Source organism: Enterococcus sp. DIV1314a (assembly GCF_051713805.1).
In the GTDB taxonomy this organism is placed as follows: Bacteria; Bacillota; Bacilli; order Lactobacillales; family Enterococcaceae; genus Enterococcus_I; species Enterococcus_I aquimarinus.
Window position 1 is genome coordinate 1,838,525 of record NZ_JBIOQP010000001.1, and the last position, 21,867, is coordinate 1,860,391.

Annotated in this window: 21 protein-coding genes, 1 pseudogene and 1 riboswitch; of the genes and pseudogenes, 19 read left to right on the forward strand and 3 right to left on the reverse strand. The window is 40.2% G+C overall.

Annotated features, from left to right (window positions below; genetic code table 11):
* Nucleotides 1-70: 70 nt before the first annotated feature.
* Nucleotides 71-2,496: pseudogene (locus IGI68_RS08720) on the forward strand (hydroxymethylglutaryl-CoA reductase, degradative).
* A gap of 178 nt (nucleotides 2,497-2,674) precedes the next feature.
* Here the strand turns inward: IGI68_RS08720 and IGI68_RS08725 are convergent.
* On the reverse strand, nucleotides 2,675-3,370 hold the full coding sequence (locus IGI68_RS08725) for a hypothetical protein (protein ID WP_438732265.1): 696 nt from the start codon (nucleotides 3,368-3,370) through the stop codon (nucleotides 2,675-2,677).
* Between the two features lie 120 nt (nucleotides 3,371-3,490).
* Nucleotides 3,491-3,763 (reverse strand): hypothetical protein, encoded by a 273-nt coding sequence (locus IGI68_RS08730; protein ID WP_438732267.1) that lies wholly within the window; start codon nucleotides 3,761-3,763, stop codon nucleotides 3,491-3,493.
* Nucleotides 3,764-3,915: 152 nt separating this feature from the next.
* Here IGI68_RS08730 and IGI68_RS08735 point away from each other — a divergent pair, with 152 nt between their 5' ends.
* The 14 genes from IGI68_RS08735 to IGI68_RS08800 all read left to right on the forward strand — a co-directional run bounded on the left by IGI68_RS08735 (nucleotide 3,916) and on the right by IGI68_RS08800 (nucleotide 17,663).
* Complete coding sequence (locus tag IGI68_RS08735) at nucleotides 3,916-4,920, forward strand: nucleoid-associated protein (protein WP_438732269.1); 1,005 nt, start codon at nucleotides 3,916-3,918, stop codon at nucleotides 4,918-4,920.
* Between the two features lie 91 nt (nucleotides 4,921-5,011).
* Nucleotides 5,012-5,650 carry a lysozyme family protein gene (locus tag IGI68_RS08740; protein ID WP_071873576.1) on the forward strand — a complete coding sequence of 213 codons (639 nt, stop codon included), beginning with the start codon at nucleotides 5,012-5,014 and terminating at the stop codon, nucleotides 5,648-5,650.
* A gap of 178 nt (nucleotides 5,651-5,828) precedes the next feature.
* Nucleotides 5,829-7,667: a DNA primase gene (gene dnaG / locus IGI68_RS08745; RefSeq protein WP_438733257.1), complete on the forward strand. Its 1,839-nt coding sequence runs from the start codon at nucleotides 5,829-5,831 to the stop codon at nucleotides 7,665-7,667.
* Nucleotides 7,668-7,696: 29 nt separating this feature from the next.
* A complete protein-coding gene (rpoD, locus tag IGI68_RS08750; RefSeq protein ID WP_438732271.1) occupies nucleotides 7,697-8,812 on the forward strand; it encodes an RNA polymerase sigma factor RpoD in 1,116 nt (371 codons plus the stop codon).
* A gap of 273 nt (nucleotides 8,813-9,085) precedes the next feature.
* Nucleotides 9,086-11,095, forward strand: coding sequence for a cell division site-positioning protein MapZ family protein (locus IGI68_RS08755; RefSeq protein WP_438732273.1), 2,010 nt, complete (start codon nucleotides 9,086-9,088; stop codon nucleotides 11,093-11,095).
* Between the two features lie 72 nt (nucleotides 11,096-11,167).
* Nucleotides 11,168-11,872: an AzlC family ABC transporter permease gene (locus tag IGI68_RS08760; RefSeq protein ID WP_071873580.1), complete on the forward strand. Its 705-nt coding sequence runs from the start codon at nucleotides 11,168-11,170 to the stop codon at nucleotides 11,870-11,872.
* Nucleotides 11,865-12,188, forward strand: coding sequence for an AzlD domain-containing protein (locus tag IGI68_RS08765; RefSeq protein ID WP_071873581.1), 324 nt, complete (start codon nucleotides 11,865-11,867; stop codon nucleotides 12,186-12,188). Before IGI68_RS08760 ends, IGI68_RS08765 begins: the two co-directional genes overlap by 8 nt.
* Before the next feature lie 33 nt (nucleotides 12,189-12,221).
* Complete coding sequence (locus IGI68_RS08770) at nucleotides 12,222-13,085, forward strand: CvfB family protein (RefSeq protein WP_438732276.1); 864 nt, start codon at nucleotides 12,222-12,224, stop codon at nucleotides 13,083-13,085.
* 92 nt (nucleotides 13,086-13,177) lie between these two features.
* Nucleotides 13,178-13,633 (forward strand): ferric iron uptake transcriptional regulator, encoded by a 456-nt coding sequence (fur, locus tag IGI68_RS08775; RefSeq protein WP_438732278.1) that lies wholly within the window; start codon nucleotides 13,178-13,180, stop codon nucleotides 13,631-13,633.
* 98 nt (nucleotides 13,634-13,731) lie between these two features.
* Nucleotides 13,732-14,622, forward strand: coding sequence for a site-specific tyrosine recombinase XerD (gene xerD / locus IGI68_RS08780; protein WP_071873584.1), 891 nt, complete (start codon nucleotides 13,732-13,734; stop codon nucleotides 14,620-14,622).
* 18 nt (nucleotides 14,623-14,640) lie between these two features.
* A complete protein-coding gene (locus IGI68_RS08785; RefSeq protein WP_071873585.1) occupies nucleotides 14,641-15,387 on the forward strand; it encodes a segregation/condensation protein A in 747 nt (248 codons plus the stop codon).
* A gap of 9 nt (nucleotides 15,388-15,396) precedes the next feature.
* Nucleotides 15,397-15,996 carry an SMC-Scp complex subunit ScpB gene (scpB, locus tag IGI68_RS08790; RefSeq protein ID WP_071873586.1) on the forward strand — a complete coding sequence of 200 codons (600 nt, stop codon included), beginning with the start codon at nucleotides 15,397-15,399 and terminating at the stop codon, nucleotides 15,994-15,996.
* Nucleotides 15,996-16,727 carry a pseudouridine synthase gene (locus IGI68_RS08795; RefSeq protein ID WP_071873587.1) on the forward strand — a complete coding sequence of 244 codons (732 nt, stop codon included), beginning with the start codon at nucleotides 15,996-15,998 and terminating at the stop codon, nucleotides 16,725-16,727. The genes scpB and IGI68_RS08795 overlap by 1 nt, the downstream gene beginning before the upstream one ends.
* Nucleotides 16,728-16,794: 67 nt before the next feature.
* Nucleotides 16,795-16,926: riboswitch (FMN riboswitch) on the forward strand.
* A gap of 143 nt (nucleotides 16,927-17,069) precedes the next feature.
* A complete protein-coding gene (locus IGI68_RS08800) occupies nucleotides 17,070-17,663 on the forward strand; it encodes an ECF transporter S component (RefSeq protein WP_438732282.1) in 594 nt (197 codons plus the stop codon).
* An 83-nt stretch (nucleotides 17,664-17,746) separates the two neighbouring features.
* Here the strand turns inward: IGI68_RS08800 and IGI68_RS08805 are convergent, their stop codons facing one another.
* Nucleotides 17,747-17,962 (reverse strand): ferredoxin, encoded by a 216-nt coding sequence (locus IGI68_RS08805; RefSeq protein ID WP_071873589.1) that lies wholly within the window; start codon nucleotides 17,960-17,962, stop codon nucleotides 17,747-17,749.
* A 27-nt stretch (nucleotides 17,963-17,989) separates the two neighbouring features.
* Between IGI68_RS08805 and IGI68_RS08810 the strand changes: the two genes are divergently transcribed.
* The 4 genes from IGI68_RS08810 (at nucleotide 17,990) to cmk (ending at nucleotide 21,808) form a co-directional block, all read left to right on the forward strand.
* Entirely contained in the window at nucleotides 17,990-19,000 is a 1,011-nt protein-coding gene (locus tag IGI68_RS08810; protein ID WP_438732284.1) for a helix-turn-helix domain-containing protein, read from the forward strand.
* Nucleotides 18,994-20,379 carry a RecQ family ATP-dependent DNA helicase gene (locus IGI68_RS08815; RefSeq protein ID WP_438732286.1) on the forward strand — a complete coding sequence of 462 codons (1,386 nt, stop codon included), beginning with the start codon at nucleotides 18,994-18,996 and terminating at the stop codon, nucleotides 20,377-20,379. Before IGI68_RS08810 ends, IGI68_RS08815 begins: the two co-directional genes overlap by 7 nt.
* A 79-nt stretch (nucleotides 20,380-20,458) precedes the next feature.
* Entirely contained in the window at nucleotides 20,459-21,070 is a 612-nt protein-coding gene (locus IGI68_RS08820; protein ID WP_438732288.1) for an SAG1386/EF1546 family surface-associated protein, read from the forward strand.
* Between the two features lie 54 nt (nucleotides 21,071-21,124).
* On the forward strand, nucleotides 21,125-21,808 hold the full coding sequence (gene cmk, locus IGI68_RS08825) for a (d)CMP kinase (RefSeq protein WP_438732290.1): 684 nt from the start codon (nucleotides 21,125-21,127) through the stop codon (nucleotides 21,806-21,808).
* Nucleotides 21,809-21,867 lie beyond the last annotated feature (59 nt).

Genomic DNA, 21,867 nt, shown 5'->3' on the forward strand with positions numbered 1-21,867 from the left:
TGTTAATATTTTAAAAAGAGGAGTTGTTTTTTTTGTAGGGCATGCTATAGTTCAATTTGGAGGTGTCTACATGAGAGACGTTGTGATTATTGATGCCCTGAGAACGCCAATTGGCAAGTATCGTGGGCAATTCAAAGACTTAAGTGCGGTAGCGTTAGGTGTGGAAGTATCAAAAAAACTAATCGCCCGAAATGAAGGGCTTAAAAGTGAAATGAAACAAGTCATCTTTGGGAATGTGTTACAAGCGGGGACGGGTCAAAATCCGGCACGGCAAATTGCCTTAAAAAGTGGCTTACCGGTATCTGTTCCGGCAACAACGATTAATGAAGTCTGTGGATCGGGCTTAAAATCGATTGCTTTAGGGCGCCAAACCATTCAACTTGGAGAAGCTGAGGTCGTCTTAGTAGGTGGAATTGAAAGTATGAGTCAAGCACCCTTATTTCATTATTACGATAAAGAGACGGATCAAGCAACGAAAGCCCAATCCATTTTGGTCCATGATGGGTTAACTGATGCTTTCAGCGAAAAACATATGGGGTTGACCGCCGAAAAAGTCGCAGACGTTTATCAAGTGACACGTGAAGCGCAAGATGAATTCGCCTTACAGTCGCATGAAAAAGCAGTAAAAGCTCAAGATGCAGGATACTTTGATGCAGAAATAATCGAAGTAGAAGTCAATGGTGTCACGTATACGCAAGATGAAGGTGTGCGTCGAGGCACCACCTTAGAACAACTCGCGAAATTAAGAACCGTTTTTAAAGAAGAGGGTTGTGTCACAGCAGGGAATGCGTCGACGATTAACGATGGTGCGTCGGCTTTAATCTTGGCTTCAAAAGAATATGCGGATGATTTAGGTCTTACTTATTTAGGTGTGATTCGTGATGTGACTGAAGTCGGAATTGATCCAAGCATGATGGGCACATCCCCTATTGAGGCCATTCGTCAATTGCTTGAGCGCAATCAGTTAACGACTGAAGACATTGATTTATTTGAAATTAATGAGGCTTTTGCGGCAACGTCGATTGTCGTGGAAAAAGAACTTCAATTACCGGCTGAAAAAGTCAATATTTGTGGCGGAGCAGTTGCCTTAGGACACCCAATCGGTGCAACAGGTGCTCGAATTGTAACGACAGTGCTTCACCAACTTGAACGGATCAAAGGGCATTACGCGATTGCGTCTCTTTGTATTGGCGGCGGGCTAGGCCTAGCTGTTTTGATTGAACGCACAAAGGAGCAGTAAGGATGGAGAAAAAATTTTATCAGTTGTCACCGAAAGAAAGACTGGCTCAGTTAAGCCTTGAAGGTAAACTCACACCAGACATGTTGCAAGCCTTACAACAAACCGCGCTTTCGGAAGAAGTGGCGAATCATTTGATTGAAAATCAAATTAGTGATGTCTCCATTCCGCTAGGGGTCGTGCGTCATTTTAAGGTGAATCAAAAAGACTATGTCATTCCTTTGGCGACGGAAGAACCGTCTGTCGTAGCTGCGTGTAGTAATGGTGCCAAGATGGTTGCCCAGTCAGAAGGGTTTACGAGTAGCATGCATCGAAAAGAGCTCAGAGGTCAAATTGTCTTCATGAATGTTCAAGCAGCAGATACGCTTGTTGAAACGATTGAAGCCAACAAAGCAGCAATTTTTCAGCGAGCAAAAGAAAGCTATCCTTCGATTGTACAACGTGGTGGGGGATTAACCGAAGTGCAGATTCGTCGTTTTGTTGAAAATCCAATGTTTCTTTCTGTTGATTTTATCGTTGATACAAAAGATGCGATGGGCGCCAATATCATGAATACGATTCTCGAAGGTACTGCGAATTTATTCCGTGAGTGGTTTGATGAAACGATTTTATTTAGTATTTTAAGTAATTACGCGACAGAATCCTTAGTCACTGCGACATGCCTTGTGCCTTTTTCCGCTTTATCCAAAGGGAGAGATGGGGAAGAAGTTGCGATGAAAATCGCGGCAGCTTCGACGTTTGCTCAGCTGGATCCTTATCGTGCGACTACGCATAATAAAGGGATTATGAACGGTATTGATGCACTTGTTTTAGCAACTGGCAATGACACGCGAGCGATGGCAGCTGCGGCTCATGCTTACGCTGCTAGAGATGGTCAATATCGTGGGTTAAGCCAGTGGACCATGACGGCGGATGGACTAAGAGGAGAAATCACCTTACCCGTAACGATTGGAACGGTTGGAGGAGCGACGCGCGTTTTACCAAAAGCTCAGGCAGCATTAGCATTGCTACAAGTCTCTTCGGCTAAAGAACTAGCAGAAGTCATTGCAGCGGTAGGTCTTGCTCAAAACTTAGCGGCGTTACGTGCGTTGGTGACGGAAGGGATTCAAAAAGGTCACATGTCTTTGCAGGCGCGTTCGTTAGCGCTGAGTGTCGGTGCCAAAGGGGAGGAAGTCACTGCGGTGGCGACGTCCTTAAAAAAAGGTGTCATGAATGAGCAACATGCCAAAGCGATTTTAGCGGCATTGCGTTCAGAGTAAGAATCAAATGGTCTTTACCAAAAAAACAACGTCTGTCAACTCGATTAATTCTAGCTAGCAGGCGTTGTTCTTTTAGTGTGATTCTTTTTGAGTTGTCTAGTTCCTTTGGTAAATCAGGGAATCGTGCTCGTATAAACAAAAAAACAGACTCAGGCGATAGGACCTGAGTCTGTTCGATTTATGCGGGTGTAATGCTTTGGGCAAAGGCCTCAATCACTGGAATGACCTCTAATTTAAGTTTGTATTTTCGTTCTAAAGCAGGTTCAATTGTAAAAACGTTCTTTTCTGACGTGGAAATCGTCGCGAGTAAACGTTCTTCTTTAGCCGTTTTTTCCACCACTTGAACGGAGTCAGAGTGTTCAATCACTTCAAATTTTGGAAAAGCCGTGATTGCTTCTTTGAAAGTAGCGAATGCACTGTCTTCGTCAAAAGAGCTTTCAGTATCAGCTGCTGGAACTTCTATGTCTTGTGCCGCTTCAATTTCAACTTCAGTTGCAGGACTTTCCTTTGGTGCTGACGTAGGAGCGTTCTCGCTAGTAACAGCTGATTCGTCCGTAAAACCCCAGTAGTTCGCAAATTCATTGACTAATTTACGACTAAAGCGTTCGAGTAATCCTGTTTCAGAAGATTGAATTCGTTTAACGACAAGGTTAAAGTGTTCATCTAATGGCACAGAAATAATCTGATCACGCGTTGTTTCGCCTAAAAATTCAATCGACATTTCATTGGGCGTTTCAAGTTTAATCCCAACTGTAACGGGTAATTCGTACATCGCCATTGCTTGTTTTTCCATTTCTCTAAACAGCAATGCCCGTGCATTATTAAAGGAAGGACGAAATTGTTTTTTTAATTTTGCTAATTGTTTCTTTTTCATGATGATCTCCTTTCGATACAAGGTAAATTATAGGCAAAAAATGCAAGAATGGGAAGATGTTTTCATGAAAAAAGATGATTTTATTAAAAAATGATGAGTAAAGTGAAGGGAATGTAAGAGTTATTCGCTCTCAAAGGCATGGAGCGAAGGATATTTAGGTAAAATCGCGATAATTTCTTTATTTTCAGAAATCGCAATAACCTTTTCTTCCCATACGTCTAGCGTATAATCTGGACCTAAACGAGACGCAAGTGCCTCTAGAAATTGCTCTTTTTGCCACTGACGAGCAGGAAAGTGTTGCACCAAATCAGGATGTACAAGAAAGATAAAATCGGGGTGAAACGTCATCCGCACTTCTTCACTAAGTGTGGCTAAGCGTTCAGAAATAGTCATGACCGGACCTCCTTTTTGATCAATTAAGAATCTATTTTTAGTATAACATACTTCATTACAAACAAGAAAAACAAGAAAATAGTCGTTGGATTTCTAGTGTTCATTTTCTGTAAAAATGAGTATACTAGTGAAGGTAAGGGGATGAAACAAAGATGGAAATTTATTTGAAACAAGCGATTTTGCATTTAATTGATCGTGAAGCAGGCGATCCTGTTTTTTCACAAGTACCACTTGATCTAAGTGCCGAATATATTCGCGATTATTTAACCAAAAAAATCCAAAAACTTTCAAGCGCGCAAACAAAAACCGGAAGATTAGTAGCTGATTCGGTCGTTAGTCGGATGTTAGCCACCGCGACGGACGATTTTATTGCGTTTAGTGAGGCATTTGTGAAGCATTGGTATCAAATGTATCAAGGAAGTGAAGATGCACCAAATAGTGATGTTTTTATCGTCTTATATGAGGAAGACGCGCTCGCCCAAGTCGCTTTTATTAAAGTGAATTATAAAGAAGCGTACACTCATTTTACGGATTTAAACGAAGAAGGATTAGCCAATCGTTTGATTTTGAATCGTGCGATTTTAGCGGGTAAAGCGCAAAAACCAGATGAAGGAATGACAATTGATTTAAAGACGCTCGATTATGAGTTAATTGAAAAGAAATACCAATTTTCTGGTGACAAACGGTATTATTTTTCAACCCAAGTGATCGAATCCGTCCCTCGTCCCTCATTAGATGATCATCTTTCGGTGATTAAAAAAGCAGCGAAAAAAATGAGTGAGAAATTCGAAACCCCGACTTATGACGTGTTGGCGAACATTCAAGAAGCGGTTTACGATACGATTGAAGAGACAGGAACGTTAGATACCGCTGAGATTGCGCAAAAAGTCTTTAAAGAAAATGTTTCTGCGCGTATGGCTTTTCAAGAAGAAATGACTGAAAAAGGGGTTATCGAACAAACACCGTTAGTCAAAGAAGTCAAAGAAATTTCAGAGAAAAAATTTGGCAAACAAAAGTTGAAATTATCTAATGGCATTGAACTCATTGTTCCCCTTGACGTCTATCGAAACCCTGATCTCATTGAATTTGTGAATCATCCGGACGGGACGTTGTCAGTGACGATTAAGAATGTTGAAGAGATCGTCAATCGCTTATAAAACGTTAAAAATTTCTTGCGTTTTTTCTTTTTAATAGACAGGAAGTCATGCAAATAGTAGTCTGAAGTTTGACTAAAAGGAGTGAGGAAACATGCGAAGAAAAAAGAAAAAACCATTAAAAACCGCTTTGTTTCTTTTCCTTCTACTCACTATTTGTGGCGCTGTTGTCTTTTTTTATCGAACGAAACAACAATATCAACAAGTGATGGCTTTAGAAAGTGAAGTAGTGAAACAAGCAGAAAAAAACGGTATCTCAGAATATCGTGAATTGATATTGAGTATGATCTTAACGGAATCAAAAGGGTTAGGCAACGATCCAATGCAAAGCTCTGAAAGTGCCTATGGAGAAGCTGGCAGGACAAGTGACCCGTCAGAAAGCATTGCGCAAGGAGTTTCTTATTTGGCCGAAAGCATTGCATTAGCACAAGATCAAGGAGTCGATCTTTGGACAGCCGTCCAAGCGTATAATTTTGGGTTAGATTATATTTACTTTGTGGAATCGCGTGGGGGCGTGAATGACTTAACCCTGGCAGAAGAATATTCCCGTGATTATTTAGCCCCGCAACTTGGGAATCATGACCAAGAACAGTATCGCTACTGGCGTCTTTTTCCCGTTTTTCATAACGGGGGCTACTTATATTATAATGGGGGAAATTTCTTTTACGCGCCTTCTGTTAAGTGGAATCAGCAAAAGATGCAGTTTTTCCATTATTTAGAAAACCTCTGGTGAAATAACTGTTTAAGATTCGCAAGAGCATCGTGCAAAGTACTTGAAACTTTTGCGAATTGTGTTAGAATGGAATACGTAGAAAAATGTCTATTTGAACATCGCACTGATTCCGATTAGTGCGATTTTTTACCGATAAAGACAGGCTCCTAAACGCTATTTTTTGATAGGAGGTGAGTCAATAGTGGCGAAAATTCCACAAGAAACGATTGATGATATTCGAAGTCGGACAAATATTGTTGAAATTATCGGTCAATATGTCCAACTCAAAAAATCTGGCGGTCACAATTATACCGGTTTATGTCCGTTTCATAATGAGAAGACACCTTCTTTTTCAGTTGCGGAAGATAAGCAGTTTTATTATTGCTTTGGTTGCGGTCGTGGAGGAAACGTCTTTCGCTTTATCGAAGAAATTGAAGGCCTGAGTTTTGGTGAATCGGTTTATCGAATTGCGGAAATCGAGCACATTCCCATCGATGACAAGTATCAACAATTATCATCCGCGGAAAGTGAATCTTCAAAAACGAGACAACTCATCACGTTGCATGAAAAAGCAGCCGAAATTTATCATCATTTATTGATGCATACGACGGCTGGACAAGAAGCACTCGATTATTTGCTCAAACGAGGACTCACAGAAGAGCTCATTACCGAGTATCAAATCGGGTTTGCACCGATGCAACGGGAATTTCTTGAAAAAATATTCAAAAATGAACAATTATCAGCAGAATTTTTTGCAGACTCCGGTTTATTTGTTGTTCGCGATGATGGGCAGTTGCTGGATCGTTTCTATCAAAGAATTGTCTTTCCGATTCGCAACGCGCAAGGCAAAACAATTGGGTTCTCCGGACGTTGGTTTGAAACGCCCGATTTTCCAGCAGAGAATCAACCGAAGTATTTGAACTCGCCAGAAACAGCCATCTTTAATAAGCGTGAAGTCTTGTTTAACTTAGATAAAGCGCGAGGTGCGATTCGCAAAACAGGCGAAGTGTTTTTGTTTGAAGGCTTTATGGATGTGTTAGCAGCTTGGCAATCAGGGATTCAAAACGGCATCGCCTCAATGGGAACAAGTTTAACGCAACAACAAGTAACCATGATTGAACGGATGGCTCAAGAAGTGATTTTTGCGTATGATGGCGACAATGCAGGAGTGGAAGCGACCCATCGTGGAATTGAATTGTTGAAAGAAGCCAGTCAGCTAAAAGTCACCGTACTCCAGTTTCCAGAACGCCTTGATCCGGATGATTATATCAGGAAATATGGTGGGGAAGCTTTTCAACAATTGGCCAATCATGGACGCGCGACGGTCTTTGCCTTTAAAATGGCTTACCATCGATTAAATCGCAATTTGTCCAATGAGAATGATCAACTGGAATACGTTGAAGTGTTGCTAAATGAATTAATTGAAGTCGATTCCTTAATTGAACAAGACCGATATTTAACCCAACTGTCGACGGAGTTTCAAATCAGTCGTGAAGTCTTGCAACAACAAGTGCGGCAACTGAAACAACAAGGAAGACAAAAACGAAGGCAACAACATCAGCAAATAGCAGCGGACGTTGCGACGCCGGTTCGACCAGTCGCACCACGAAAAAAAACACAAATCGAAAAAGCAGAAGAGTTATTACTCTATCGCTTGTTTCATGAAGAAGGGTTCAATCAGCGCTTTAAAAGCCTTCCAATTCATTTTCCGCACGAAATTTATCAAGAGCTATATGTTTTATTTGATACTTATGTTGCAACCGAAGCCGAATTTGAAGTCGCACGTTTTTTAGATTTTTTACAAGACGAGCATTTACGGCAACTAGTCATTCAAATTGCGAGTTTAAATGTGCCAATTGAAAGTAGCCAGCAAGAAACAAACGATTTGATTCGTTTACTGCAATCAGCGGGAATCGTTGAAGCGATTCAACAAAAGAAAATCCAGCAACAACTCGCTAGTCAACAAGGCAATCAACAATTAGAATTAGAGTTAGCAATGGAAATTATTCACTTAACGAAACAACTAAAGCAAGCGTAACAGTTTGACATAAAAGGGGGATTTCTCTCATGGCAGAAGAAATAAAAGTAGGATACGATCAAGCAGTGAAAGATTTTATCAAAGAAAACAAAAGTAAAGGCCAAGTGGTCTACGACGACTTGTCTAACCAACTCGCGACACCATTTGAACTTGATGCAGACGCAATGGATACGCTCATTCAAAAAATCGAAGACGCGGGTATCAGTGTCGTTGATGAAAATGGCGATCCATCGATTTATAGTTTGAAATCAGAAGAAAAAGTGGAATCAAAAGAAAAAAACGCTGCCCATGAAGATCTTTCAGCACCAACCGGCGTAAAAATTAACGATCCTGTCCGCATGTATTTAAAAGAAATTGGTCGTGTGCCACTTTTAACAGCAGCCGAAGAAGTTGAGCTTGCTTTGAAAATTGAAGAAGGCGATCAACTCGCGAAGCAAGACCTAGCTGAAGCGAACTTACGACTTGTCGTAAGTATTGCGAAACGATATGTCGGTCGTGGAATGCAATTTTTAGATTTAATTCAAGAAGGAAATATGGGATTAATGAAAGCCGTTGAAAAATTTGATTACCGTAAAGGATTTAAATTTTCTACCTATGCGACTTGGTGGATCCGCCAAGCGATCACACGGGCGATTGCCGATCAAGCCCGCACAATCCGTATTCCGGTTCATATGGTCGAAACGATTAACAAATTGATTCGAATCCAAAGACAGTTATTGCAAGATTTAGGAAGAGAACCGACGCCAGAAGAAATTGGGGCCGAAATGGACTTGCCAACTGAAAAAGTGCGTGAGATCTTAAAAATTGCACAAGAGCCTGTTTCATTAGAAACACCAATCGGAGAAGAAGACGATTCTCATTTAGGTGATTTTATTGAAGATAAAGATGCAACGAGCCCTGCCGATCATGCGGCGTATGAATTATTAAAAGAGCAGTTGGAAGACGTTTTAGATACGTTAACTGATCGTGAAGAAAACGTCTTACGCTTACGTTTTGGAATTGACGATGGCCGTACAAGAACGCTCGAAGAAGTTGGAAAAGTCTTTGGTGTGACGCGCGAACGGATTCGTCAAATCGAAGCAAAAGCGTTACGTAAATTACGTCATCCTTCTCGTTCAAAACAACTAAAAGACTTCTTAGAATAACATCCGTAAAGGTGCGACAAGCTCATTTGTCGCCCTTTTTTAATACTTTGAAGAACAAGAAATCGTCATTATCGTACTCACTGTTCCCTCTATGGAATGAAGGGGTTGGGAAATCCCGAGCCCTTGGGTGAAACAAGACCTTTATTTCTCCTAAGTAATCTCCGATAAGTAGGAGTAGTCATAAACTTAATAAAAACGTAATTCAATTAATCTTGGCTCAAGTTGAAAACTATGTTAAATTTATCTTTGAAGAAATAAAAAGGAGTCCAAAAAGTGATAAAAAAATGTCCTCATTGTGAGTTTGAACCCATCACAGATCAATTGATTTGTCCTAATTGCGGTTCAGAATTAAAAGAAAATATCTCCAAACAAATAAAAGAAGATCAAGCAACGTTACCTCCGATAGAAGATGCGAATGACAATATTAATTGGTCAAATTATCAAGAGGTTTCTTTAGGTTCAGTCATGGAGCAGTTTAAGGATGTTATTGAAGAATCAGATGAGGAATCGGCTGAAAAAACGACGGAGTCAACAGAGGAACAACAGCCTATCCAACAAGCGGAGGAACAACCATTGACGCAACAGGAAGATTCTCCTGAAACGACGGACGAACTATCTGATAATCCTATTTTACAAGCTTATTTGCGCCGTCACCGCGATGGCACGCCAGATGCTGAAGAAATGTTAGTAGAGGCAATCAAGCAACATGAGCAAAAACAATTGACGATTAAAGAGAAAAAAGAAGCAGCCTTCACAGTTGATGAAACGGCTATGAGTGAAGTCGATAAGCAAGAGTCAGAAAAAGAGCAAGAAAAGGAAGTAGCGCAACCAGAAGAACGCTCAGAAGAACAACTAGAGGGACAATCAAAAGAAGAAACCATTGCGCCAATCGTAACCGATGCAATCTCGCAATCAGAAAATGAAGCAGAAGCGGAAATAACGAGTCCGGTAGATTCAGAAGTAGTAGCACCAGTTCATGATAGCGAAGCGATTTCCGAAGTCGATAAAGCAGTTGCCCTTATTCAACGTTTTGAAGAAAATCAAGATAAAACAGAAGAATCGACTGTTAAAAGTCCTTCTGCGACACCAGAAGAGATGGTCCAGGTAGAAGAGGGAGCTGCCCAACGCGTTTCAAAGTCAGCCCGTCTTTCAAGTTCGAACAAGAAAAAAATCTATCTTTTAACAGCAGCTGGACTCTTATTTGCAGCTGGAGGTGGCTGGTTATATGTCGATGCCAAGCAAAAATCAGAAGCAGCGCAACAAGCACAGTTACAACAGACGCAAGATTTCGCTGAATTAAGCGCGGAATTACAAGATTTTTATCTCGATGCACAGCAACAATTTATCAAACCCGAAAAAACATTAGCGCAACTGAAACCGTTAATGGAACAGGTGTCGACCTTTAAGCAACAAGAAAATTATGCAGACGTTCAAGCGTTCAGTCAGGCGCTTTATCAAAAAATGACGACGCTTGAGAACATTAACCAATATTTTACAGCACCAATGATTGTTGGGGACACATTGGATCGGACGGTTCATATTAAAGAAATGCAACCCATCGATGTGACATTACCGAATCAAGAGGGCGCCTTTTGGGATTTAGCGGATGAAGCCGTACAACTGGGGAATATTCAGTTGCAACAAGTTCAAAGTGCCAAGGATGCTGTCGCTGAAGTGACGCGTTTATACCAAGATGGGAAAATCTCGGCGGACTTAACGAGAAAAACCGTAGAAGCAGCGCAAAAACAAGTCAACGAGTTATTTGAAATTTCAGATAAAGCAACTTTAATAGCGGCTTTAGAACCGGTTGAAGCGGCATTAGTGGCACGTGAAAAAGCCGAAGCCGAGGAAGCCGCACGTCTGGCTGCCGAAAAGGCCGCTCAAGAAGCTGAAGCAGCGCGAATTGCGGCTGAACAACAAGCAAGTGCGAATGCGATCCAAGGTCAAGCCGTATTGAGCCCTCAAACACCGACGAATAATCAGAACCAACCGATTATTGCTTCGCGTCAAAGTGATATTAATGACGTGAATAACGCAGCATGGGTCTGGGCACCGGGTGTGTATGAACAATTTATCAGTACGATTATTAGCCGTGGTTATGTAGTAGAAAATGGTTTTTATTTAGAACCTGCTCGGATTGAAAATGGGGAAGGTTATTACCACCTTTATGCAACGAGCAATCAGTCGAGCTTACTAAGTGGCGTGTCGTCATCGAGTCTGCCATTTTATCTCGTGACAGTCAATGCGAAGACCGGTTTCTTTAAAGGAAACGGACCTAATTAAAAAAAACTTGAGACTCCTCCTGCTTTTCGATATGATGGTGTATACACTTATCGAAAAAAAGGGGGTTTTTTGATGGAAAAAGTCGAACAAGCGCCAACATTTTCTGATGGCGTAAGAGCTTGTGTTCCGACAATTTTAGGTTATTTGGGGATTGGTTTTGCGATGGGTGTCGTCGGTAAAGGTATCGGGTTAAGTATTTTACAAATTTTTCTCATGTCATTAATTGTGTATGCCGGTAGTGCGCAATTTATTATTTGTGGCATGCTTGCGATCCAAGCACCGATTTCGTCGATTATTGTGACGGTCTTTTTTATTAATTTACGTCACTTTTTAATGAGTTTATCGGTTGCGCCCTATTTTCAAAAAGCAACGCTCTGGGAGAACATCGGGATTGGCTCGTTACTGACAGATGAATCGTACGGAGTCTTAACGACGTATTTACGTCAAAATCGGGTTGTCAGTGTCTCTTGGATGAATGGACTGAATCTGTTAGCTTATACCGTTTGGGTGGTTGCCACGGTCTTAGGCGGCGTTTTAGGACGCTTTATTTCGCATCCTGAGAGTTTAGGCCTTGATTTTGCTTTAGTTGCGATGTTTTTAGGTCTTTTTTTGTTTCAAGCCGAAGCAGAACTAAAGCGCAGTACGAAAAAAACATTGCTAGTATTAGCGAGTGTTTTTCTCAGTGTCTATGTTTTAATGTGGTGGACTAGTCCGGAACTAGCCGTAATTGGTGCGACTTTAATCGGTTCATTGATTGGAGGGTCTTTAAATGATTGATCAACGCTATTGGTTATTAATTTTAGGATGTGGCTTCGTTACTTGGTTTCCACGCGTCTTACCCTTTATTTTTTCCCGTAACATCACGTTTTCTCCACGTTTTCGTCAATTTTTAGATTATTTGCCATTATGTATTTTAGCAGCCTTATTATTACAAAGTTTGCTTTCCGTGGAGAATCAAGAAATACCAACGCTTAAAATTCAAGAAACACTCGCTTGTATTCCAACATTAATTGTTGGTTATTACACAAAAGATTTGATGAAAATCGTTATTACAGGTATTATAACAATAGCGCTTATCCGCCTCGTCGGATAATTCTCAGAAATAAAAGGAATGAGGAGACAAGATATGAATGAATTAGTCGCATCCGTTTTTAGCGGATTGATTATCGATGAAAATGAACAAGCATACTTTGTTCAAAAAAATGGCATCACGTTTCGATTAGAAAAAACAGAAGGCGTGCACGCTTTAGGTGACGCAGTAGAAGGGTTTGGCTATCAAAACCAAAAAGAAGAATGGTGTATGACAACGAACATTCCAACCATTCGCAAAAATCAATACGGTTTAGGTGAAGTCGTTGGCTCTAGACGTGATTTAGGCGTCTTTGTTAATATTGGCTTACCAGACAAAGATGTTGCCGTTTCACTGGATGAATTGCCTGTGATGCGTGAATTGTGGCCTAAAAAAGGCGATCACGTGATGATTACGTTAAGTGTTGATGAAAAAGGTCGTTTATGGGGTAATTTAGCAGATGAAAAATATTTTCATGCGTTAGGGAAACCAGCGGATGAAGAATTATTAAATAAAGATGTCGCTGCAACGGTTTATCGCTTAAAATTAGTCGGAACGTTTGTGATTACCGATGATTATCATTTAGGGTTTATCCATCCTTCTGAACGTTATCAAGAACCGCGTTTAGGTGAAAAAGTAGCCGCACGTGTAATCGGCATTCGCCCAGATGGCTCGTTAAATTTATCGTTAAAACCACGAGCGCACGAAGCGATTAGCGATGATGCTGCGATGTTGTTAGCCTTTTTAAATCGAGCACCTGAAAATCAAATGAACTATACCGATAAATCCGATCCAGAAGAAATCCAAAAAATGTTTGGGATTAGTAAAGGACAATTCAAGCGCGCGATGGGAAATTTAATGAAACAACGATTAGTCGAACAACAAGACGGCGTGACGCGTTTAGTAAAGAAAAACGACTAGTTCCCCTTGTGTAATTCGTAAGGCTACTTTATAATGATTCTTATGTTAATTAATTTATTGATTAGAATCATTATAAAGAGATGGGGGATACAATGTCGATTAGCGATTCTTTAAAAAAGACGAAAAAACAATTACATGAATCAGGTTTTAAGTTAACTCCCCAGCGAGAAGCGACCTTACTTGTTTTACTCGAAAATGAAAAGGATCATTTATCAGCCGAAGAAATTTATTTTTTTGTTAAAAAGAAAAATGCTGATATTGGCTTGGCAACCGTGTATCGCACGTTAGAAATTTTAACCGATATTAAAATCGTAGATAAAATTAGTTTTGATGATGGCGTGGCACGCTACGACTTAAGAAAAGAAGGAGCTGCCCATTTTCATCATCATTTACTCTGTCTTGAATGTGGAAACATTGAAGAAATTGAAGAGGATCTTTTAAGGGACGTCGAAAAGATTGTCGAAAAAGATTTTCATTTTTTAGTCAAAGATCATCGTCTAACGTTTCATGGAATTTGCCAACATTGCCAAGCGTTGAATCAAAGCTGAACTTTTCATTTCCAGAGAAGTTCAGCTTTTTTGGTTGTCGAACTATTCGAAGCGACGAAAATTTGGTATGATAGGGTGTTGAGAGTGGGGTGGAGAAAATGAATGAACAAATCATCGACTATTTACATTATTTAACGATTGAGCGTGGGCTCTCTGAGAACACCAAAACCAATTATCGGCGTGATTTGGAAAAGTATTTAGCCTACTTGACCTTGCACCAAGTACCGAGTTGGCAAGCTGTCGATCGTTTTATTGTCATTGATTTTTTACAAGAATTAAAAGAAGAAAAAAAATCTCCCGCAACACTCGCTCGAATGATCACGAGTTTGCGTCAATTTCACCAGTTTTTAAGACAAGAACGCTTTACCGATCATAATCCCATGCAACACATTGAATTACCAAAAAAAGCGCAAAAATTGCCGGATATTTTAAGCTTATCAGAAGTGGAACAGTTAATTGAAACACCTGATACGAATGAAATATTAGGCATTCGCGACCGGGCAATCTTAGAAGTCTTATATGCGACAGGCTTACGGGTGAGTGAGTTGGTCGGACTGCGTTTAGAAGATTTACATTTGAGTATGGGACTGCTCAAAACAATCGGAAAAGGCGACAAAGAGCGTATCGTCCCACTCGGTGATTTAGCGATTGAGTGGATTGAATGCTATCTTGCGCAATCACGCCCGTCTCTAACCGCTAAACAACCCGATGAAACCCATTTGTTTGTCAATCGCCACGGGAAAGGGTTGAGCCGTCAAGGAATCTGGAAAAATTTGAAAGGCTTAGTCCGTCAAGCAGGCATCCATAAAAATGTCACCCCTCATACGTTGCGTCATAGTTTTGCGACCCATTTGTTAGAAAACGGGGCGGATTTACGAACGGTGCAAGAATTGTTAGGGCACGCAGATATTTCGACGACACAAATTTATACCCACATTACGAAAAAACGCATGACAGAAGTCTATAAGCAGTTTTTCCCAAGAGCCTAAAGAAAAAAGGATGAGACGATGCAAGAGATTCAAATTAAATTAGATGTCTTTGAAGGGCCGTTAGATTTACTACTGCATCTAATTCAAAAATTAGAAATTGACATTTATGATATTCCCATTGCGGCTGTGACCGATCAATATATGAAATACATTCGTGCGATGAAAGCTTTTGAACTGGGCGTTGCCGGTGAATATCTGGTGATGGCTGCGACGTTAATGGCGATTAAAAGTCAAACATTGCTGCCAACGATGACCAGTGATTATGATTTTGAAGAAGACTATGAGCAAGAAGACCCACGCGAAACATTGGTGACGCAACTGTTAGAATATCGAAAATTTAAATATGCAGCCGAATGTTTAGCTGAAAAAGCGGAAGAACGGAGTCAATATTTTACCAAGGAACCGATGAATGTGGGGGCTTTTAAAAGTGAAGAACAACCTATTTTAAAAGCTAATCAACTGACAACAATCGATTTATTTTTAGCATTTCATCAAATGCTTGAAAAAAAACGCCAAGAAACACCGTCAGAAACCACCATTAGTGCGGAAGAAGTGACGATAACCGAAAAAATGAGTTGGCTAGAAAACCAAATACAAGCGCTCAAACCAAAAGAAGGGCGTCCGTTAACGACTTTTTTAACGACGTATACAAAAGGCGAAATCGTCATGACCTTTTTGGCTTTACTCGAATTAATGAAAAAGCAAAAAGTTTGTGTGGAACAAGCAGGTAATGACCAACCAATGATGGTCTATGCCGTAGATTAGGAGAGTTACATGAATAAACAAAGCGAAATTGAAGCGCTCCTTTTTGTCGTAGGCGATGAGGGAATCGCGTTAGAAGAATTAAGTTATTTACTCGAATTAAGCACCGCTCAAGTTTATACGTTCATTCAAGAATTAAATGAAACGTATCAACAAGATCAGCAGCGCGCATTACAAATTTTAGAAGTGGGCAATCAGTTTATCTTAACGACGAAAAAAGAGCTCGCACCGCTCTTAAAGCGGTATGCGCAGTCGCCACTATCGAACCGACTATCACAAGCGGCCATTGAAACGCTTGCGATTATTGCTTACAAACAACCCATTACTCGGATGGAAATTGAAGACATTCGTGGTGTCAAATCATCGGGTTCGATTCAACGTTTAGTCGGTTTACAATTAATTGAAGAACAAGGACGTGTCGAAGGACCAGGACGCCCGATTCTGTACGGCACCACCCCCTATTTTATGGATTATTTTGGATTAAAAACCATGAATGAACTACCAGATATTCAACAAATGGAAGCAGATTTAGCAGAAGAAATGCCAAAAGATTTATTTTTGGACCAATTTCAAAAAGAAATTGCTGAGAAGCAATTAAGAGGAGACGTATAATGGAAAGATTACAAAAAGTATTGGCACATGCAGGTGTTGCTTCAAGACGGAAAGCGGAAGAATATATTTTAGCCGGACGTGTGAAAGTTAACGGTGTCGTCACAAAAGAACTTGGCACAAAAGTCAGCCACAAAGATCAAATCGATTTTGATGATGTACCGATCTATCAAGAAGAGCCTGTCTATTATTTATTTTACAAACCAAGAGGGGTCATCTCGGCTGTTTCAGATGACAAAGGGCGCAAAGTTGTAACAGACTTTTTCCCAAGTGTTTCTGAGCGTATTTATCCTGTAGGGCGTCTCGATTATGATACATCTGGATTATTACTACTAACAAACGATGGCGCATTCTCGCAAAAATTAACCCATCCAAAATATCAAATCGATAAAGTATACGTCGCGAAAGTAAAAGGAAAAGCCGATGACAAACAACTACAACCGTTAACCCGTGGGATTCGTATTGAAGGCCAAAAAATGGCCCCTGCCAAATGTGTTGTCATCTCAAATGATATTAAAACAGGCACAAGTATCGTCGAATTAACGATTCACGAAGGAAAAAACCATCAAGTGAAAAATATGTTAAAAGCAGTCGGACTGCCTGTACAAAAACTAAAACGCGAGCGTTATGGCCATTTAAACTTGGACAAACTAAGACCGGGGCAATCCCGCGAGTTGTCTAAAAAAGAAGTAAGTCAATTGATGGAATTGTCAAAAAGTAGTCAAAAAAAATAAATCAAACAAACTAGTTGATTTATTCACAAATATAGTTATAATAGATTTGTAACAAAAAATAAAAAAGGTTCGTCTTCAGGGCAGGGTGAAATTCCCGACCGGTGGTTAAAGTCCACGACCTGCTTTTTCCGCAAGAAAAAGTGGCTGAATTGGTGAAATTCCAATACCGACAGTACAGTCTGGATGAAAGAAGATAGGGCGTATTTAGGTTGTCTTAAAACGATCAATCGAGTACCCTATTTTTCTGCGCAGAAAAATAGGGTACTTTTTTTATCAAGTTGACCGTGGCAAGACGAATAAAGACGTTTGAAGATGTTTCCTAAACAATTAGGAGGATTTACAATGAGTAACAAAGTTCAAAAAATGGTTTCAGTGTCAATGTTTGCAGCAATGGGGTTGGTCATGCAGTTCGTCGCGTTTCCGATTCTACCAGTATTCCCGTTTTTAAAAATCGATTTTAGTGATATTCCCGTGTTATTAAGTATGTTTTTATATGGTCCAATGGCTGGAGTCGCTACTGCGTTTTTACGCTCCGTCTTGCATACTATTACGACTGGATTATCGCCACAAAACTTAGTAGGAGATGTGGCAAGTTTTGTCGCAACAACAATCTTTACCTTGCCGATTTATTATATTTTCCGTCGAGGAACATCGCCGCTTAATAAGTTTTTAGGAATGGTAACTGGCGTGCTAAGCATGAGTTTAGTTTTAAGCATCGCGAACTACTTTGTGATTACACCGCTGTACCTCATATTTTTCGGTGTAACGGCTGATCAATTTTTAGGCATGTCACTCGCAAATTATATTGTCGTTGGTATTTTACCATTCAACTTAATTAAAGGAACGATGGTGAGTCTCGTCTTTTTAGCGCTTCATGCCAAATTATTGCCATGGTTAGCAAAAAAGCAACATTTTAGTCAAAACCAATCGTTTTAACATAAAAAGATAAAAAAAGTGGTCCATCATTACCTGAAAAGGGAATAACGGACCACTTTTTTCGTATTTATCAGACAGAAACCTTAATTTTCAAGTAGAATCGCTCGTGTGGGACATTTCTTATAAGCAGAAAGGACTTGTTCTTTTTGGTTCTTTTGAATAAACTGTTGATGAGCGCTTGGATCTTGGGCGAAGAGGACAATTCCTTCTTCATCGTAATCAAAAATGGTCGGTGCATAAACCGCACAGAGCCCGCAAGCAATACAACGTTCAGGCTCCAATTTACATAATTGAGGCATGGAATCACTACTTTCTGGAGGATGACTATGAATGCATTTATTTTAGCTTTATTTCAACGAAAGCACAAGCTAAAGTCAACGACACTTTTTCAAGTCTTGATAGGACGCCAAACGTCTTCGGTTTTATGCTATGCCTATTTCAATGACTTATTGCCGTACTTTAGAAGTTTTCCAGAACTGAGTGAAAACGACTTTCAACAACGATTACAAACGTTAACGAAACAAGGGTGGCTGCAAGCTGTCCCTTTAGAACCCCATTATTATGAGATTACCACCAAAAAGCCAAAGGAAGAAACACCCACTTTTTCACACTTGAATTATTTTCGTTTTGGAAAAAAAGAAAAAGAAGTCTGGCGCTTGATTCAATTACTCATACAAGTCGCTTCTTATCTAGGAAAAAGCAAGGAGTATCTGCCCATCGAGAGTTCGCCTTATTTGTTAGCACGGATGCGCTATTTTGTCAGACAACATAAAAAGGTGCTGCGCGCGACCATTTACCAAGAATTAACCGTCTTATTGCAGGCACTCGAAAAAGAACAAGCGGACTTCCTCAGCCAAAGCTTTACCGGTCATCAACAAAATGGATCAGCCTTTTTTCAATTATTACCAGAAGCATATCAAGCCTTTCCGCAAGATAAATTTTATGTTTCGAATAGCCTTCATGCGTTTTTTTCTGAACTCGAACAACACCAAGAGTTTTTATTGTATCAATTTGTCGCGGATTTGTTTGCCGAAAACCGTAATAAAAGTGCCGTTTTATCGATCCAACGATTCAAAGAAGGGATGACGCTTGCGCAAATTAGTCAGCAGCGACGGTTAAAACAAGGCACGTTGCATGATCATATGATTGAATGGGCGATCAGTGATGAACAGTTCCCATTTCAGGTATTTTTGAGCGCTGAACACTACGCTCGCTTGCAGCAATTACCGGCAAATTCATGGCAGTATCCTTATCGCACACTCCACTTACCACCAGAAATTTCATTTTTTGAACTACGCTTATATCAAATTCAAGAGAAAAGAGGGACGAAATGCTAGAACAAGCCTTACAGCACTATTTTGGATACCCCACTTTTCGTAAAAATCAAAAAGAAATCATTCAATCCTTGCTTGAAAAAAAGGATACGTTGGGGATTTTACCTACCGGAAATGGCAAAAGCCTTTGTTACCAATTGACGGGCTATTTAAGTGAAGGCTTAGTGATTGTCGTCTCTCCTTTAATTTCGTTAATGGAAGATCAAGTCAACGCCCTGTTATCCTTTGGTGAAAAAAAAGTCGTGGCACTCAATTCGACGCTGCAATCGTTCGAAAAAGAATTTATCTTAAAACAATTACACCAACTAAAATTTTTATTTTTAAGTCCAGAGATGTTGTTACAACCACCTGTCTTAGCCGCCTTAAAAACACAAACAATCGCCTTATTTGTCGTGGATGAAGCGCACTGTGTTTCGCAGTGGGGGATTGATTTTCGTCCCGAGTATCGCAATTTATCGATTGCGAAACAACAACTAGGAAACCCCGTCACGTTAGCCTTGACCGCAACGGCGAATGCAGACGTGCAACGCGATATCCAAACATTGCTCTTAAAAGAAGACGCACAACTCTTTCGGGAGTCGGCCAATCGCGAAAACATTGCGTTATTTGTCGAAATGACGAAAGACAAAAAAGCAAGTCTCGCCAGTCGTCTCGCTACGATTGAAGGCTCAGCGATTATTTATTGTGCTACCAGAAAAAACGTCGAAATGCTTTATCATGAACTGAAAGAAAGATATGCTATCGGATATTATCATGGTGGGCTGGATTATCAACAGCGCGCTTTTTTACAAAAACAATTTCAAGAACAACAATTACAGTTTTTAATTGCGACCAATGCGTTTGGCATGGGGATCAATAAAAGTAACATCCGCCTGGTGATTCATTATGATTTACCAGATAGTATGGAAAATTATATGCAGGAAATTGGACGAGCGGGGAGAGATCAACAACAAAGCTATGCCATTTTACTGTATCAAGAAGGCGATGAACAAATTCACTATTATTTTCAACAACATACACGCCTAAAACGACAAGAATTAGCCTATCAAGTCGAACATCAAATCGAACTCCCTTTAGATGACTTACAAGAAAAATGGCGCCAACAAGGAGCGATTGAAGGGATGACGACTTTTTTAACTTCTTTGAAAAAAAACGAAACGTTAAAACAACAAAAATTAAGCGAAATGCTTGATTACATCCATTGGCAAGGCTGCCGCAGACAACGTATGCTCGCCTCGTTAGACGAAAGTGTTACGCGTTTTCCAGCCAAATGTTGTGATTATCACGGGGCCACCATGGACCTCGGCACGCCCACAAGTCAAAAAGAAAAACGGGGAACAAAAGACTGGCAAGAAATATTACAAAGAATGTTTAAAGATTAAAAAAGCTTATGAAATTATTAAGACAGGAAGTATTTTCCTATGGTATAATACTGCGAAGAGAACTAGGAGGGCAAAGATATTGAGTAGAAAAAAGAAACGCAACGATAATCAAGAAGAAACAAACGAATTATGGGAACAACCGATCTACGATACTGAAGGAGAAGAGACTTATAGTCGTTCTCAAAAACGCAACAAAAAGAAAAGCAATACAGCCTTTCTGACGACTGTATTAATCTTAATTTTCTTAATTGTAGCCATTCCCATTTCAGCAGGAGTCTGGGCTTTATACACAAAAAATAATCCCGAAGCAACCTCAAAAACAACAGAGACAACAATGAGTTCAACGGTTGACTCGAGCTCATTTAGCAGTGAATCTTCAACAGTAGAATCATCTAGTCTCGAAACAAGTGAGACAAGTACAGAATCTACCACTGTTGAATCACAAGAAGTCGTTGTACCTCCTGTTGATAAACCAGAAACAGAAGTGACACCAACACCTGAAACACCGACGGACGCTGAAACAGAGCAAAACCAAGCAACCGAAGGCGATTATATTGAAGTTTTAGCTGGTGAAGGTCCAAATGCTGTTGCTGCACGTGCCGGTATTTCTGTGGATGAACTTTATCGTTTAAATAACATGACTCCAGATAACTATTTCTTAAGTCCAGGCCAACAACTAAGAATTCGTTAAAAAACCGTCGCGGCGGTTTTTTTTCACGTAAAACACAAACAAGGGGTTTAAATCATGAAAGAAATCAATATCGCAATTGATGGTCCCGCATCATCAGGCAAAAGTACAGTGGCAAAAATTTTAGCCAAAAATTACGGCTATATTTATACCGATACCGGCGCAATGTATCGAGGAGTGACCTATTTAGCGATTAAACATCACGTGCCATTTTCAGACGAAGAAGAACTGGTGGCATTGCTTGATCGCTATCCAATTACGTTCGAACAAACAAGCGATGGTCAAAAAGTCTACGCAAATGGGGAAGAAATCACGGAGGCGATTCGCCAAAACGATGTCACCAATGGGGTATCTGAGGTATCCGCGTGGTCAAAAGTGCGCGAAAAACTCGTTGAAGTTCAAAAAGCAATCGCGAAAAACGGAGGCGTCGTCATGGATGGACGCGATATCGGAACGGCCGTCTTACCAACTGCCGAAGTCAAAATCTTTTTAGTCGCGAGTGTGTTAGAAAGAGCCGAACGTCGCTTTAAGGAAAATCAAGCTAAAGGGATCATGACCGATTTTGACACATTAAAACAAGAAATTGAACAAAGAGACTATCTGGATTCGACGCGGGAAGTATCCCCTTTACGCCAAGCCGAAGATGCAGTGAAAGTCGATACGACTGGTTTGAGTATTTCGGAAGTCGTAAGTGTCATCGAACAAATCGTGGAAACAAAAAAAAATAACCAAAATCGTTGATATTTTGAGCTCTTTTCTTTCAAATGAAAAAGAAAAGAGTTTTTTTGATGAAAAGATGA